Annotated in this window: 12 protein-coding genes; 5 read left to right on the top strand and 7 right to left on the bottom strand. The window is 71.3% G+C overall.

What is annotated here, in order from left to right; translation table 11 throughout:
- Positions 1 to 12: 12 nt before the first annotated feature.
- Positions 13 to 585 (bottom strand): RNA 2',3'-cyclic phosphodiesterase, encoded by a 573-nt coding sequence (gene thpR / locus SCNRRL3882_RS22690; protein ID WP_010035851.1) that lies wholly within the window; start codon positions 583 to 585, stop codon positions 13 to 15.
- A 25-nt stretch (positions 586 to 610) separates the two neighbouring features.
- On the opposite strand from thpR, the gene SCNRRL3882_RS22685 reads away from it, so the two are divergent.
- Positions 611 to 1,132, top strand: a complete 522-nt coding sequence (locus SCNRRL3882_RS22685) for a GNAT family N-acetyltransferase (RefSeq protein WP_010035855.1) — start codon at positions 611 to 613, stop codon at positions 1,130 to 1,132.
- Positions 1,133 to 1,147: 15 nt separating this feature from the next.
- Here SCNRRL3882_RS22685 and SCNRRL3882_RS22680 read toward each other — a convergent pair whose 3' ends face one another.
- Together SCNRRL3882_RS22680 and SCNRRL3882_RS22675 are read right to left on the bottom strand one after the other, a co-directional pair.
- Positions 1,148 to 2,509, bottom strand: coding sequence for an MFS transporter (locus tag SCNRRL3882_RS22680; RefSeq protein ID WP_029180895.1), 1,362 nt, complete (start codon positions 2,507 to 2,509; stop codon positions 1,148 to 1,150).
- Positions 2,510 to 2,536: 27 nt separating this feature from the next.
- Positions 2,537 to 2,974 (bottom strand): MarR family winged helix-turn-helix transcriptional regulator, encoded by a 438-nt coding sequence (locus tag SCNRRL3882_RS22675; RefSeq protein WP_010035858.1) that lies wholly within the window; start codon positions 2,972 to 2,974, stop codon positions 2,537 to 2,539.
- Positions 2,975 to 3,128: 154 nt separating this feature from the next.
- Here SCNRRL3882_RS22675 and SCNRRL3882_RS22670 point away from each other — a divergent pair, with 154 nt between their 5' ends.
- Positions 3,129 to 3,356 carry a hypothetical protein gene (locus SCNRRL3882_RS22670; protein WP_050810191.1) on the top strand — a complete coding sequence of 76 codons (228 nt, stop codon included), beginning with the start codon at positions 3,129 to 3,131 and terminating at the stop codon, positions 3,354 to 3,356.
- Here SCNRRL3882_RS22670 and SCNRRL3882_RS22665 read toward each other — a convergent pair.
- Positions 3,326 to 4,777 carry an NCS2 family permease gene (locus tag SCNRRL3882_RS22665; RefSeq protein WP_010035863.1) on the bottom strand — a complete coding sequence of 484 codons (1,452 nt, stop codon included), beginning with the start codon at positions 4,775 to 4,777 and terminating at the stop codon, positions 3,326 to 3,328. The two genes, SCNRRL3882_RS22670 and SCNRRL3882_RS22665, sit on opposite strands and share 31 nt — an antisense overlap.
- Positions 4,778 to 4,895: 118 nt before the next feature.
- On the opposite strand from SCNRRL3882_RS22665, the gene SCNRRL3882_RS22660 reads away from it, so the two are divergent.
- The 3 genes from SCNRRL3882_RS22660 to SCNRRL3882_RS22650 all read left to right on the top strand — a co-directional run bounded on the left by SCNRRL3882_RS22660 (position 4,896) and on the right by SCNRRL3882_RS22650 (position 8,682).
- Positions 4,896 to 5,177: a DUF2530 domain-containing protein gene (locus SCNRRL3882_RS22660; protein ID WP_078602761.1), complete on the top strand. Its 282-nt coding sequence runs from the start codon at positions 4,896 to 4,898 to the stop codon at positions 5,175 to 5,177.
- A 122-nt stretch (positions 5,178 to 5,299) separates the two neighbouring features.
- On the top strand, positions 5,300 to 6,145 hold the full coding sequence (locus SCNRRL3882_RS22655; protein WP_010035867.1) for a class I SAM-dependent methyltransferase: 846 nt from the start codon (positions 5,300 to 5,302) through the stop codon (positions 6,143 to 6,145).
- A 143-nt stretch (positions 6,146 to 6,288) separates the two neighbouring features.
- Positions 6,289 to 8,682, top strand: coding sequence for an HAD-IC family P-type ATPase (locus SCNRRL3882_RS22650; protein WP_010035869.1), 2,394 nt, complete (start codon positions 6,289 to 6,291; stop codon positions 8,680 to 8,682).
- 6 nt (positions 8,683 to 8,688) lie between these two features.
- On the opposite strand, the gene SCNRRL3882_RS22645 is transcribed toward SCNRRL3882_RS22650, so the two are convergent.
- The 3 genes from SCNRRL3882_RS22645 to SCNRRL3882_RS22635 all read right to left on the bottom strand — a co-directional run bounded on the left by SCNRRL3882_RS22645 (position 8,689) and on the right by SCNRRL3882_RS22635 (position 13,992).
- Positions 8,689 to 9,543, bottom strand: a complete 855-nt coding sequence (locus SCNRRL3882_RS22645; protein WP_029180896.1) for a hypothetical protein — start codon at positions 9,541 to 9,543, stop codon at positions 8,689 to 8,691.
- A gap of 196 nt (positions 9,544 to 9,739) precedes the next feature.
- Positions 9,740 to 10,648, bottom strand: coding sequence for a hypothetical protein (locus tag SCNRRL3882_RS22640; protein WP_029180897.1), 909 nt, complete (start codon positions 10,646 to 10,648; stop codon positions 9,740 to 9,742).
- A gap of 173 nt (positions 10,649 to 10,821) precedes the next feature.
- On the bottom strand, positions 10,822 to 13,992 hold the full coding sequence (locus SCNRRL3882_RS22635; protein ID WP_029180898.1) for a sacsin N-terminal ATP-binding-like domain-containing protein: 3,171 nt from the start codon (positions 13,990 to 13,992) through the stop codon (positions 10,822 to 10,824).
- Positions 13,993 to 13,995 lie beyond the last annotated feature (3 nt).

The following is a 13,995-nucleotide window of genomic DNA, read 5'->3' as shown; positions in this document are numbered from 1 at the left end:
CACGCACCGAGCCTAACCGGCGCCGCCGAGCGCCCACCGGCCGACCGCCTCGTAGCGGGGCTGCTCCCCCGGAACCCCCGACGTCGGCAGATTGCTCCGCACCAGCGCGAGCTCGTCCACCGTCCAGGTCCGGCCCGTGAACGCGTCGAGCGCATCCAGGAAGGCGCGCACATCCCCCGACTCCCGTCGGCGCGCCACGGTCAGGTGGGCCTTGTACCGCCGGTGCTCCCCCATCGGCACCCCCGCCTTCCGCGCCGCCGCCTCCGCCCGCTCGGCCAGCAGCCGCAGCGTCGCCAGGTCGCCTTCGGCCCCGGCCCACAGCGCCTTGCCGCGCCCGAACTGACCGCCGCCCCGCACGGCCAGCGGAAAGGGACGCGTCCGGTGGGCGGCCCGCTCCAGCCGGGCCGACAGCTCCGGCACGAGCCCGTCGTCGACCTCCCCGTAGAAGGCGAGCGTGAAGTGCCAGCCGGGCCGGCCGGTCCAGCGCATCCCGTCCGCCCCGGGCAGCGCGCGCAACGCGTCGACCACGGCGCCGAGTTCACGACGCACCTCGTCAGGGGGCAGCACGGCCGCGAAGAGTCTCATGGCTCCAGCCTGGCACCATGAGGCCATGCGGATCACCATCCGGGACGGCGGGCCCGACGACATTCCCGCGATACTCGGCATGCTCGACAGCTGCGTGGAGTGGCTGGTCGCGCAGGGGCGCACCGGGCAGTGGGGCACGAAGCCCCTGTCGCAGAATCCGAAGACGGTGGAGTCGGTCGGCCGGTACATGGCGGAGGGCAGCGTGTACATGGCCGATGCCGACGGCGTCCCCGCCGCCACCCTCACCCTCACCGACTCGCCCGGCGCCTACCTGTCCCAGCTCTCGCCGCCCGGAGAACCCGAGCGCTACATCCACTGGCTGGCCTCCGACCGGCGCTTCAAGGGGCACGGCGTGGGCAGCGCCCTCCTCGCCCACGCCGCGGAGGAGACCCGCCGGGCCGGCGTGTCCCTCCTCCGCGTCGACTGTTACGCCGGAGACGACGGCAAACTCGTCCGCTACTACGAGTCCAACGGCTTCACCCGGACCGAGGCCTTCACGGTCGGCGAGAGCAACTGGCCCGGCCAGCTGCTGGCCCGGAGGGTGTAGGCCGCCGTACGCCCCCTAGGCCGCCGGAGCCAGCTGCTCCTGCTCCCGGGGGACGAACCGCACCCGGGGATGCCCGCGGTGCCAGCCGACCGACAGGCGGAGGTTGCCGACGCGGGCCAGGATCAGGCCGATCACGGCCGCGGCGACGGCCGCGACGGCACCGCCGGCCGCGAGGCCGACCCGGGCGCCGTAGGTGTCGGTGATCCAGCCGACGATCGGCGCGCCGACCGGGGAGCCGCCGAGGAAGACCATCATGTAGAGGGCCATGACACGGCCGCGCATGGCCGGGTCCGTGGACATCTGGATGCTGGTGTTCGTCGTGACGTTGACCGTCATGCCGAACAGGCCCAGCGGGACCATGAGCAGGGCGAACATCCACAGCGTCGGTGTGGTGGCCGCCAGCATCTCCAGCGCGCCGAAGACGATGGCCGCCGCGATCAGCAGCCGCAGCCGGGCCGTGCCGCGCCGGGCGGCGAGCAGCGCGCCCGCGACCGAGCCGACCGCCATCAGCGTGTTGAACATGCTGTACGCGCCCGCCCCCGCGTGGAACACGTCGTCCGCGAAGGCCGAGAGGTAGACGGGGAAGTTGAAGGCGAAGGTGCCGACGAACCCGACCAGGACGATCGGCCAGATCAGCTCCGGGCGGCCGGTGACGTACCGCACGCCTTCCCGCAGCTGCCCCTTGCCGCGCGGGGCGCGCTCCACCACGTGCAGCTCGCGGGCCCGCATCAGCAGCAGGCCGGTGAGCGGCGCGATGAAGGACAGGCCGTTGAAGAGGAACGCCCAGCCGGTGCCGACGCCGGTGATCAGTATGCCCGCGACGGCGGGGCCGACCAGGCGGGCGGACTGGAAGTTCGCCGAGTTCAGGCTGACCGCGTTCTGCAGCTGCTGCGGGCCGACCAATTCGGAGACGAAGGACTGCCGGGCCGGGTTGTCGACCACCGTGGCGAGACCGACCGCGAAGGCGGCGACGTACACGTGCCAGACCTGGACATGGCCGGTGAGGGTGAGGACGGCGAGGGCGATGGCGGTGAGGGCCATCGACGACTGTGTGACGAGCAGGGCGGGCCGCTTGCGCAGCCGGTCGACGAGGACACCGCCGTAGAGGCCGAAGAGCAGCATCGGCAGGAACTGGAGTGCCGTCGTGATGCCGACGGCCGCGGAGGAGCCGGTGAGGCTGAGGACCAGCCAGTCCTGGGCGATGCGCTGCATCCAGGTGCCGATGTTGGAGACGACCTGTCCCATGAAGAACAGGCGGTAGTTCCTCACCTTCAGGGAGGAGAACATCGAGGACTTGCGCGGGCGTGTGTCGGAGGTGGGCGGGGAATCGTGGGGGTCAGGTGCGGGGACGGAAGCTGCTCCGGGTCCCGAACTCAAAGGGTTCGCCTCCTTGCGACATACGGCTTACAGATGCGCGAGCTTCTCCAGCACGGGGGCGGCGGCGCGCAGTTTCGCCCACTCGTCCTCGTCGAGGTTCTCCACCAGCGAGGCCAGGAACGCGTTCCGCTTGCGGCGGCTCTCCTCGAGCATCGCTTCGGCCTGCTCGGTGCGCGTCACGACCTTCTGGCGCCGGTCCTCGGGGTGCGGCTCCAGACGGACCAGTCCCTTGGACTCCAGCAGCGCCACGATGCGGGTCATCGAGGGCGGCTGGACGTGCTCCTTGCGGGCGAGCTCGCCCGGGGTGGCCCTGCCGCACAGGGACAGGGTGCCGAGCACCGACATCTCGGTGGGGCTGAGCGACTCGTCGACCCGCTGGTGCTTGAGTCGACGGGACAGCCGCATCACGGCGGATCGGAGGGAGTTCACGGCGGCTACATCGTCGCCATGGCTGAGGTCCGGCATGTTCTTTAGCGTAACTCATTACTCTCGCTAAGGACTACCCGAACGCACGGGAAGGCCCGTGACCCTGGCCACTGAAGCGTGACATCACTCATATGGGTGACCCGACGGCGGAACGCCACACACCGGACCGGAGGGTGCCGCGACCCTCGTGGTCATGGGGACCAGCGTGCTCAGCCTGCGAATAGACCACGAGCTGCTTCAGCGGCTGCGGCACCATGCCGCGAAAAGGGGAATGAGCGTCCAGGACTACGTCGTCCGGACGCTCGTTCGAGATGACTTCGACGAACGGTTCCAGTCCGCCGTCGAGGAGACGGAGAGGTTCTACGGCTCATCCGACTCCGAGGACGAGGATCAGGTCAGGCCCAGCGCCGGCATCAGGTAGTAGAACGCGAACACCGCCGCCACGGCGTACATCGCCGTCGGCACCTCCCGGCCCCGCCCGGCCGCCAGCCGCAGCACCGCGAAGGTGATGAAGCCCATGCCGATGCCGTTGGTGATCGAGTAGGTGAACGGCATCATCAGCATCGTCACGAAAGCCGGGACGGCGATCGTGTAGTCCGCCCAGTCGATCTCCTTCACGGATCCGGCCAGGATCAGGAAGCCGACCGCGACGAGGGCGGGCGTGGCCGCCTGGGACGGGACCATCGTGGCGACCGGCGTGAGGAAGAGGGCGACGGCGAAGAGACCGCCGGTGACGACGTTCGCCAGACCGGTCCGGGCCCCCTCGCCGACACCGGCCGTGGACTCGACGAACGCGGTGGTCGCCGAGGACGAGCTGGCACCGCCGGCGGCGACCGCGAGGCCGTCGACGAAGAGCACCTTGTTGATGCCGGGCATCTGCCCCTGCGCGTCGGTCAGCTTCGCCTCGTCCGAGACGCCCATGATCGTGCCCATCGCGTCGAAGAAGCACGACAGCAGCACGGTGAAGACGAACAGCACACCGGTCAGCACGCCGACCTTCTCGAAGCCGCCGAACAGGCTGACCTGCCCGACCAGCCCGAAGTCGGGGCTGGCGACCGGGTTGCCGGGCCACTTCGGGGTGGTGAGACCCCAGCTCGGCACCTTGGCCACGGCCTCGATGACCACGGCGACGACGGTCATGGCGACGATCGAGATCAGGATCGCGCCGGAGACCTTGCGCACGATCAGGGCGAGCGTGAGCAGCACGCCCAGGACGAAGACCAGGACCGGCCAGCCGTTGAGGTGGCCGTCCCCGCCGAGCTGGAGCGGGACGGTGGTCTGCGCGGCGTCCGGGATGCGGGAGACGAAACCGGCGTCGACGAGGCCGATCAGCATGATGAACAGGCCGATGCCGATGGAGATGGCCTTGCGCAGCCCGTAGGGGACGGCGTTCATCACGCGCTCGCGCAGCCCCGTGGCGACCAGCAGCATGACCACGAACCCGGCGAGGACCACCATGCCCATCGCGTCCGGCCAGGACATCCGCGGGGCGAGCTGGAGGGCGACGACGGAGTTCACACCGAGGCCGGCGGCGAGCGCGATCGGCACATTGCCGATGACGCCCATGAGGAGGGTGGTGAACGCGGCCGTGAGGGCCGTCGCGGTCACCAGCTGCCCGTTGTCGAGCTGGTGACCGTACATGTCCTTGGCGCTGCCGAGGATGATCGGGTTCAGCACGATGATGTAGGCCATCGCGAAGAAGGTGGCGAGGCCGCCCCGGACCTCACGGGACAGCGTGCTGCCCCGCTCGGAGATCCGGAAGAAGCGGTCGAGTGCGCCGTACGTGGGCCCGGCTCCCGGCTGTTCAGGGGCGGGGGCCTTGGCGGGAGCCGAGGAGGACATGTGTTTGGCGTTTCCTACGAAGAGAAGTGGTCAGACACAAACCGTTTCAGTATGAACATATAAGGCCGCGATCGCACATCTGCGCGCGTAGACCTGATCGCCTCGTAAGCTGTTCCTCATGGCGAAATGGACCCCCAGACACGAGGCGCCGGAGCCCCTGGAGGGCCCCGTGGTCGCCACCGTCACCGGCGGCACGATCCTCTGGTTCGTCCTCTTCCTGGTCCAGCTCCCCTTCTACGGCTGGTTCGACGACCACGGCCACACCTGGTGGCTGTGGACCTGCCTGGCCGGCGGCGGTCTGGGGCTGATCGGTATCTGGTACGTCCGTAAGCGCGATGCCGCGATCAAGCGGGCCGCCGCGGCGGCCCCCGACCCGACCGCGACCCCCTCGGCCCAGTAGGCCTCGTCCCGCTCGCGCTCCGGCGAGACACTTGCCCGCCCCCTCCCTACGCTCGGAGGGAGGCGGCACAACGCCCGAAACCGTCGCGCGCTGCCGCCGCACCACCGGTGAGGAGCGCAGCCATGACGACGCAGAACAGCGCGACCGAGGCCGACCGGGCCCTGAAGGCCAAGCACCGGGCGATGTGGGCGCAGGGCGACTACCCGTCGCTGGCCGCCGAGGTCATCCCCGGGCTCGGGGCGGTCCTGGTCGAGGCGTGCGGGGTGCGCTCCGGCCAGCGGGTGCTGGACGTGGGCGCCGGCAGCGGCAACGCCGCGATCCCGGCGGCCCTGGCCGGCGCGGAGGTGGTCGCCTCGGACCTGACCCCGGAGCTGTTCGAGGCCGGCCGGCGCGTGGCCGGGCAGCAGGGCGTGGAGCTCAGCTGGCAGGAGGCCGACGCCGAGGCCCTGCCCTTCGGCGACGCCGAGTTCGACACCGTGCTGTCCTGCGTCGGGGTGATGTTCGCCCCGCACCACCAGCGGGCCGCCGACGAACTCGTCCGGGTCTGCCGCCCGGGCGGCACCATCGGCCTGCTGAGCTGGACGCCGCAGGGCTTCATCGGCCGGATGTTCGCCACGATGAAGCCGTACGCGCCACCGCCCCCGCCGGGCGCGCAGCCGCCCCCGCTGTGGGGCGACGAGGACCATGTCCGGGCGCTCCTCGGCGACCGGGTCACGGACGTGCGCGCCGAGCGCCGGACCGTCCGCGTCGACCGCTTCGAGACGCCCGAGGCGTTCCGCGACTACTTCAAGGAGCGCTACGGCCCCACGATCAGCGTCTACAAGAGCATCGCCGGCGACTCCGGGCGCACCGCCGCCCTGGACCGCGACCTGGTGGACCTAGCCCGCGACGGCGACCCGGGGCCAGGAGGGGTCGGGGGCCTCCGAGAGTGGGAGTACCTGCTGTTCACCGCGCGCCGGGCGGGCTGACACCGCGAGTGGCACCAGGGTCCGACGGGGATCCGAGGGCGTACAACTGCCGTACGACCAGGGCACGACGTCCGTCGTTCCCAGGTCGGATCTTCCCCGCATTCGGCAGGTGAAGCGGCAAATCCGCACGTACCGTCGAATGCATGACGCATCTCGACGCGGGTGCCCGGCCCGACTCCGCGTGGCCGGCGACGGTCACCTCCCGCGAGACCGGCCTGACCAGGGCTCAGGTCGCCGAGCGGGTGGAGCGCGGCCAGGTCAACGACGTGCCGGTGCGCAGCAGCCGGTCCACCGTCGACATCGTCCGCGCGAACGTCTTCACCCGCTTCAACGCGATCATCGGCGTGCTCTGGCTGATCATGCTCTTCGTCGCGCCGATCCAGGACAGCCTGTTCGGCTTCGTGATCCTCGCCAACACCGGCATCGGGATCGTCCAGGAGTGGCGGGCGAAGAAGACGCTGGACTCGCTCGCGCTGATCGGTGAGGTGCGTCCCACCGTCCGCCGGGACGGGATGTCCGGCCAGGTCAGCACCTCCGAGATCGTCCTCGACGACCTGATCGAGATCGGGCCCGGCGACAAGGTCGTCGTCGACGGTGTCTGTGCCGAGGCCGACGGGCTGGAGATCGACGAGTCGCTGCTCACCGGCGAGGCGGACCCGGTCGTCAAACGCCCCGGCGACCAGGTGATGTCGGGCAGCTTCGTGGTCGCGGGCGGCGGGGCCTTCCAGGCCACGAAGGTCGGGCGGGAGGCGTATGCCGCGCAGCTCGCGGAGGAGGCGTCCCGGTTCACCCTCGTCCAGTCCGAGCTGCGCTCCGGCATCTCCACGATCCTGAAGTACGTCACGTGGATGATGGTCCCGACCGCGATCGGCCTGATCATCAGCCAGCTGTTCGTGAAGGAGAACGCCTTCGACGACTCCGTCGCCCGCACGGTCGGCGGCATCGTCCCGATGGTCCCCGAGGGGCTGGTGCTGCTCACCTCGGTCGCCTTCGCCATCGGCGTCATCCGGCTGGGCCGCAAGCAGTGCCTCGTCCAGGAGCTGCCCGCGATCGAGGGGCTGGCCCGGGTCGACACGGTCTGCCTCGACAAGACCGGCACCCTCACCGAGGGCGGCATGAACGTCACCGAGCTGCGGCCCCTGCAGGGCGCCGACGAGACGCACGTACGCCAGGTGCTCGGCGCTCTCGGCGAGTCGGACCCCCGGCCGAACGCCTCGCTCAAGGCGATCATCGACGCCTACCCGGCCGCCGAGGACTGGCGCTGCACCCAGGCACTGCCGTTCTCCTCCGCCCGCAAGTACAGCGGCGCCGCGTTCGCCGAGGCCGGCGGGGAGACCAGCACCTGGCTGCTCGGGGCGCCGGACGTCCTGCTGCCCGACGACGACCCGTCCCTCGCGGAGACCGGGCGGCTGAACGAGCAGGGCCTGCGGGTGCTGCTGCTCGCCCGGGTCGACCGTGACCTCGACGACGCCGAGGTGGCCGAGGGGGCGAAGCCCACCGCCCTGGTGGTACTGGAACAGCGGCTGCGGCCGGACGCGGCCGACACGCTGCGCTACTTCGCCGACCAGAACGTGGCCGCCAAGGTCATCTCCGGCGACAACGCGGTGTCGGTCGGCGCGGTCGCGTCCAAGCTGGGGCTGTCCGGCGCGACCGTGGACGCCCGCCGGCTGCCCGCCGACCAGGACGGGATGGCCGAGGCCCTCGACGACGGCACGGTGTTCGGGCGGGTCACCCCGCAGCAGAAGCGGAACATGGTGGGTGCGTTGCAGTCCCGCGGGCACACCGTCGCGATGACCGGCGACGGTGTGAACGACGTCCTCGCCCTGAAGGACGCCGACATCGGCGTCGCGATGGGCTCCGGCTCGGAGGCGACCCGGGCGGTCGCGCAGATCGTGCTGCTGAACAACAGCTTCGCGACGCTGCCGTCGGTGGTGGCGGAGGGCCGCCGGGTCATCGGCAACATCACGCGCGTGGCGACCCTGTTCCTCGTCAAGACGGTGTACTCGGTGCTGCTGGCGATCCTGGTGGTCTGCTCGCAGGTCGAGTACCCGTTCCTGCCACGTCACCTGACCCTGCTGTCGACCCTGACGATCGGCGTCCCGGCCTTCTTCCTCGCACTCGCGCCCAACACGGAGCGCGCCAAGCCGAACTTCGTGCGGCGGGTGATGCGGTACGCGATCCCGGGCGGGGTGGTGGCGGCGGTGGCGACCTTCGCGACGTACCTGATCGCCCGGGAGCACTACACGGGCGCGGGCGCGCTGGACGCGGAGACAAGCGCCGCGACGCTCACGCTGTTCCTCATCTCGATGTGGGTACTGGCGATCATCGCCCGCCCCTACACCTGGTGGCGCATCGCCCTGGTGGCGGCGATGGCCGGGGCCTTCCTGCTGGTCCTGGTCGTGCCGTGGCTCCAGCACTTCTTCGCGCTGAAGCTGGTCGGCGTGACGATGCCGTGGCTGGCGGTCGGCATCGCGGTGGTGGCGGCGGCCACCCTGGAACTCCTGTGGAGGTGGGTGGACCGCCGCTTCCCGGCGTAGCCGGAGTTACCGCACGTCGACGTAGTCGCCCGTGGCGTTGACCGCCGGGGTGGTCGTCGTGCCGGCGAAGCTGAAGCGCCAGTAGCCGTCGTACTGGGCGGTGGCGGTGGCCTTCAGGTTGCCGTACTTGTCGGAGTACACCGTCTTGACCGTGGTGTAGGTGCTGGTGCCCGCCTTGCGGAACTGGAGCTTGACCGGCTGGTTGGTGTAGCCGTGGTAGGCGTTGTCCTCCCAGTTGGCGCGGGACAGCTTGCCGGTGGACGTGATCGTCTTGCCCTTGTAGACGGGCTCGGGGCCGGCGTTGACGGTCAGCTTGGAGTACCGCTGCACCTTGGTGCTGCCCAGGCCGCCCTGCATCTTCTCCTTGCCGTCGCTCGTGACGGCGAGGGCGCCGGCGCCCCAGGTGCCGGCCTCGGAGTTGAGCAGGTCGCCGTCGGCCGGGCGGATGGAGATGACGCCCTTGCAGTTGAGGACGGTCGACGAGGCGGCGGTGCAGGTGGCCGGGTCGTCGCTGATCAGGACGTTGTCCGCGGTGTCCAGCGAGGAGCCGTGGTAGATCAGCGGACCGGTGGCGAAGTTGTCCGAACTGGTGTCGAGGTCCGCGGCGTGGGTCACGGTGTAGGTGACCGGAACGCTGACCACGTTGGTCGTGCCGACGGCTATGTTCTTGCCGCTGTTGACCTTGACGTTGGAGAAGGTGACGTCGAGGGTCGACGCGGTGGTGCCCGATTCGGCCTCGGTCGAGGCGGAGCCGAACGCCGCCTTGCCGGACGGCGCGTCGGCGGCCTGCGCGGCCGGGACGACGAGGGCGGAAAGGGCCAGGGCGCCGGCGACGGCGGCCACAGTGGCTCGGATGTGCATGTGTTCCCCAGGTGGAGAAGTGATCTAGGAGTCTGTTGACTCACGCGATCAGATCCACGAGCCCGCGATCAGGTTGTAGGACCCGGTCCGGGTTTTGCCGCCTCATCCGCAACGTTTGACACACCCATGGGACAGACGGCACCGCCGGCCCCGGAACGGATCCCGTGGCCGGCGGTGCCGTCTGTGTGAGGCGGTGTTATCGCACGTCGACGAAGTCACCCGCGGCGTTGACGGCCGGGGTGGTCGTCGTGCCCGCGAAGGAGTAGCGGAAGTAGCCGTCGGTGGAGGCCTTGACGGTGGTCTTCAGCTCACCCGTGCTGTTCGACTTGATGGTCTTCAGCGTGGTGTAGGTGTCGGAGCCCTTCTTGCGGAACTGGAGCTTCACCGGCTGGTTGGTGTAGCCGTGGTACTTGTTGTCGTCCCAGTTGGCCCGGGACAGCTTGCCGGTGACGGTGATGGTCTTGCCCTTCTTCACCGGCTCCGGGGAGGCGTTGACCGTCAGCTTCGAGTAGCGCTGGAGCTTGAAGGAGTTGGTCGGGTCCGTCACCGCGACACCGACGTTGTCCAGGTTCGGGTTCTCCGGGTCCTCGCCGTTGAACGCGACCGCGAAGCCCGCGGCCTTCCAGGAGCCGGCGTCCTCGTTCAGCAGCGCGAACGGGTCGATCTCGACGGTGGCCTTGCAGTTGGCGACGGTCGCGGAGGAGTCGGTGCAGCTCGCGTCGTTGCTGTCGAAGAAGAAGATCGACTCCTGGAACGAGGCGCCGCGGTACAGCTCGACGCCCGCGAAGAAGTCGGCCGCGTGGATGTCGACGTCCGCGCCGTGCGTCAGCTTGAAGGAGACGGGCACCTTCACCAGGTTGGTGGTGCCGACCGCGATGTTCTTGCCGTTGTTGACCTTGACGGAGGAGAAGGTCGCGTTCATGGCGTACGGGGTGCCGTCCGCGGCGGCGGCGAAGGCCGACCGGCCGGAGTCGGAGTGGACGACCTCGCTGGCGGCGGCGATGTCCGCGGGAACCTTCGGCTCGGCGGCCTGCGCGGCCGGCACGGCGAAGGCGGAAAGGGCCAGGGCACCGGTGACGGCGGCCACAGTGGCTCGGATACGCATGCGTTCTCCAGGTGGAGAGGGGCCCCGGCGCTCATCGTCGGCTCCTGGGGCCCAAGTGATCGTGGAGTCTGTTGACTCACGTGATCAGATTCGCGAGCAAGGCGCTTGGTTGTACGAGAAGTGAAAAATTCGTGCGAGAGTTTTCACCGAACGACCAAGCGCCGCCGCACGCTTCAGTCGAACCACCGGTCCCGCGCCAGCTCCTCCGTCCGCGACGGGTCCTCAAGCAGTGCCGCCACCTCGAACCGCCGTGGCCACTGCCCCGCCGCCCAGGCCAGCCCCGCGGCGACGCCCTCCAGGGTGGCGGCGTGCAGGACGTCGTCGTCCGTCAGGCGCCAGTCGATCTCCACGCCGTCGACGACGAGTTCCTCGTGCTCGATGTAGGAGGAGGGAGTGCGGGGGCCGAGCAGGACGCGCACCGCGTCCGGGACGTCGTGCTCGGTGCCCTCGGAGGTGACCCGCCCGGTGACCGACTCGCTCAGGCGCCGTACCTGGAAGAGTTCGGCCAGTTCGGCGGCCCGGGACGGGCGGACCGGCAGCAGGGGGACGCCGGCCGTGAAGGGCAGCAGGTCCGGTGAGTCGCACACCACGGCGTCGGCCGCGTCCACGACCTCCACCCGGCCGTCGATGACGGCACGCAGCTCGTCCGGGAGGGTCACCTGCTCCGGGTCCAGTTCGGCCAGGGCCCCGTACAGCGCGTGCAGTTGGGCGTCCGTCACCTCCCGCCGGGGGTCGGCGAGCCGGTCGAGGAGTTCGGCGGCACCGCCGGGCTCGTCCAGCAGCGCGGCGACGGACGTCCGCACGCCCAGCGCCCGCAGCACCTGCTCGTCCTCGAAACCGGTCGCGTCGGCCTCCTCGTAGAGACCGCGCAGCAGCGGGTCGCCGCCGGCGGCGCGCAGGCCAGCGGGGCGGCGGCCGTCCAGCACCGGGTTCCCGCGCAGCCACCACGCCGTGTACGGCCGTACGACCTCGTGCGTGCCGTCCGGCAGCAGGACGCGCACGGTCTGCACGATCGCGTCCCGCAGGGGCGGCTGCGACAGCAGGGACAGGGCCTGGGACCACTTGTCCTCGTCGACCAGGTCGAGATCCCGTACGGCGATGATCTCGGTCGCGACCGGCGGCACCGGGCTGTCCGGGAAACGGTCGAGGACGTCCTCCGCCCACACGTCGACCGCGTCCAGCAGGCCCGGGTCGTCGGGCTCGGCGAAGTCGCCCTCGCGCGGCTCCAGTTCGTCGGGGTCGAGGACCACGTCGGTGGCACGGACGAGCGCGAAGTTCACCAGCACCCCGCAGGCGGCCAGCGGCTGCTCACCCCACTTGGAGGCCAGCTCGGCGTCCACCGCGGCCAGTTCGCCCTCGCGCATGACCTGGGCAAACGGGCCGCCGGGGAAGACGAGTTCGCAGGCCGGGGCCGGTTCGCCGTCCTCGTCGGGCAGGGCGAGCGCGCCGAGCCAGGGCTCGTCACCGGGCTCCAGACCGGCGTCCCGCACCAACGCGAGGACGGTGTCGGCCAGTTCCTCCGCGCCGAGCGCGTCCTCCTCCCACAGCACGCCGCCCTCGTCGTCGAGCGACGCGGCGACGGCGGCCCTGACCTGCGGGGTGGTGAGCACGGCGCGCGGGGTCGCGGGCAGGGCGCCCAGCTTCTCCAGGATCGGATGCGCGGCGTCCGGGTGGGCGACCTTCAGACCGAGCCGGGCCAGGATCTCCGGGTCGATACGGGTGGTTTCCGGGCTGGGCAGGAGGACCTGCCGGGGTCCGATCGTCGTACGGCCGTCCGCGAGCGGCACCGGCAGGCCCGACAGCCGGTCCGGGTCGACCCCGGCCAGGCTGTCGTAGAGCCGCCACCACCAGCCGGGCTCCTTCTCCAGCCCGGCCAGCCGGTCGATCGCCTCGGTCAGCGGCACCCGGGCCACGCCCAGGGTGCGCAGCTCCGCCCGGCGTTCGAGACCGGCGGGCAGCAGCGTGGGCAGCACCTCGGCGAGCACCCGGACCGTGTCCGCGCCCGCGCCCTCGACGACCTCGGCGTCCCGGGGCCGCAGCGACTCGGGCAGCTCGTCGCCGTCGTGCTCGCGGCGCTCGACGGCGGGCGGCAGGAACGCCGGGTGGGCGGGCGGGAGAAACGCAGTGCGCGGCAGCCGCTCCAGGATCGCCTGGCGCAGGGCGCCGTCCAGCTCGCCCTTGCCGAGCGGCCCGGGCACCAGGTCGATCAGCCCGGCCGTCACCGGCCGCCAGTCACCGAGGAGTTCGGCGTAGGAGTCGGCCGCGCGCTGGATGAGGAAGTCGGTCAGCGGGCCGGGGGCGGCGTGCCGGCGGGTGGAGTCCAGCGGGAACGAGGCGATGAGCAGGGCGGGGACGCCGAGCGGCTCGTCGCTGGGGGTGGGGGCGTGCACGACCGGGCTGGTGCGGGGCCGGGCCGGGCTGCCGTCGGAGTCCACGGGCACGGCCCAGGTGACCGACCAGTGGGGGCGCAGCCGCTCCTCGACGGGCCGGTCGGCGAGCAGCTCGGGGGTGAGGGGGCCGTGGGCGGCGGCGGTGCGCCAGTAGGTGACGCCGTCGCCGGAGTCGTCTACGACGGTGAAGGGACCGTCGGTGCGGCGGGAGATCGTCCGGGGGCTCTCGCCGTTGATCTCGACGACGACCTCTTCGAGGCCGGCGAGGGTGAGCAGGAGCGCGTCGTCGACCGCCCGCAGCAGGCGTTCGGCGAGGTCGGCGGCGGGGGTGTCGCGCAGCGGCAGGATGACGGCGGTGTCGTACGGGTCGGGGGCGGTGCCCTCGGCGGCGAACGGCAGCCGCAGCAGCGGCACATGGCCGTCGCGCCGCCGGATCTCGTCCCCGAGGCCGGGGCTGTGCCGGGCGGTGTCGGCGGCCAGTTCCCGGGCCTCGGCGAGGGACCAGCGGACACCGCCGTGCCGACCGACGACGGCGGGCTCGTCGGTGACGGCGAGGACGGCGGCGAACCCGACGCCGAACCGCCCGACGGCCTGCTCGTGGGTCTCCCGCTTCGCCGACGCGCGCAGGGTGGACAGCGACTCGACCCCGGCGGCGTCCAGCGGCGCGCCGGTGTTGGCGGCGACGAGCACGCCATCACGGAGGGTGAGCCGCAGCCGGCCGGGCGCCCCGGCCCGGGCGGCGGCGTCGGCGGCGTTCTGCGCGAGTTCGACGACGAGCCGGTCCCGGTAACCGCCGAGAACCAGGTCCTCCTCGGCGTTGGCGTCCTCCCGGAACCGGGCGGGGCTGGTGGCCCAGGCGTCGATGACGCCGCGCCGCAGGCGTGCCGTACCGAACGGGTCGGCGCCCTCGGCGGCGGGCCGCACGAACTTGCTGCTCACGTTCCTTCTCCTCATCGA

The organism is Streptomyces chartreusis NRRL 3882 (assembly GCF_900236475.1).
GTDB classification, from domain to species: domain Bacteria; phylum Actinomycetota; class Actinomycetes; order Streptomycetales; family Streptomycetaceae; genus Streptomyces; species Streptomyces chartreusis_D.
Note: the sequence above shows the minus strand (reverse complement) of the source record. Positions and strands in the feature narration are given on the sequence as shown.

Coding starts and splice junctions, on each gene's coding strand:
- thpR (WP_010035851.1), bottom strand. CDS start 585: ATGAGACTCTTCGCGGCCGTGCTGCCCCCTGACGAGGTGCGTCGTGAA.
- SCNRRL3882_RS22685 (WP_010035855.1), top strand. CDS start 611: ATGCGGATCACCATCCGGGACGGCGGGCCCGACGACATTCCCGCGATA.
- SCNRRL3882_RS22675 (WP_010035858.1), bottom strand. CDS start 2,974: ATGCCGGACCTCAGCCATGGCGACGATGTAGCCGCCGTGAACTCCCTC.
- SCNRRL3882_RS22670 (WP_050810191.1), top strand. CDS start 3,129: ATGGGGACCAGCGTGCTCAGCCTGCGAATAGACCACGAGCTGCTTCAG.
- SCNRRL3882_RS22665 (WP_010035863.1), bottom strand. CDS start 4,777: ATGTCCTCCTCGGCTCCCGCCAAGGCCCCCGCCCCTGAACAGCCGGGA.
- SCNRRL3882_RS22660 (WP_078602761.1), top strand. CDS start 4,896: ATGGCGAAATGGACCCCCAGACACGAGGCGCCGGAGCCCCTGGAGGGC.
- SCNRRL3882_RS22655 (WP_010035867.1), top strand. CDS start 5,300: ATGACGACGCAGAACAGCGCGACCGAGGCCGACCGGGCCCTGAAGGCC.
- SCNRRL3882_RS22650 (WP_010035869.1), top strand. CDS start 6,289: ATGACGCATCTCGACGCGGGTGCCCGGCCCGACTCCGCGTGGCCGGCG.
- SCNRRL3882_RS22645 (WP_029180896.1), bottom strand. CDS start 9,543: ATGCACATCCGAGCCACTGTGGCCGCCGTCGCCGGCGCCCTGGCCCTT.
- SCNRRL3882_RS22640 (WP_029180897.1), bottom strand. CDS start 10,648: ATGCGTATCCGAGCCACTGTGGCCGCCGTCACCGGTGCCCTGGCCCTT.
- SCNRRL3882_RS22635 (WP_029180898.1), bottom strand. CDS start 13,992: ATGAGGAGAAGGAACGTGAGCAGCAAGTTCGTGCGGCCCGCCGCCGAG.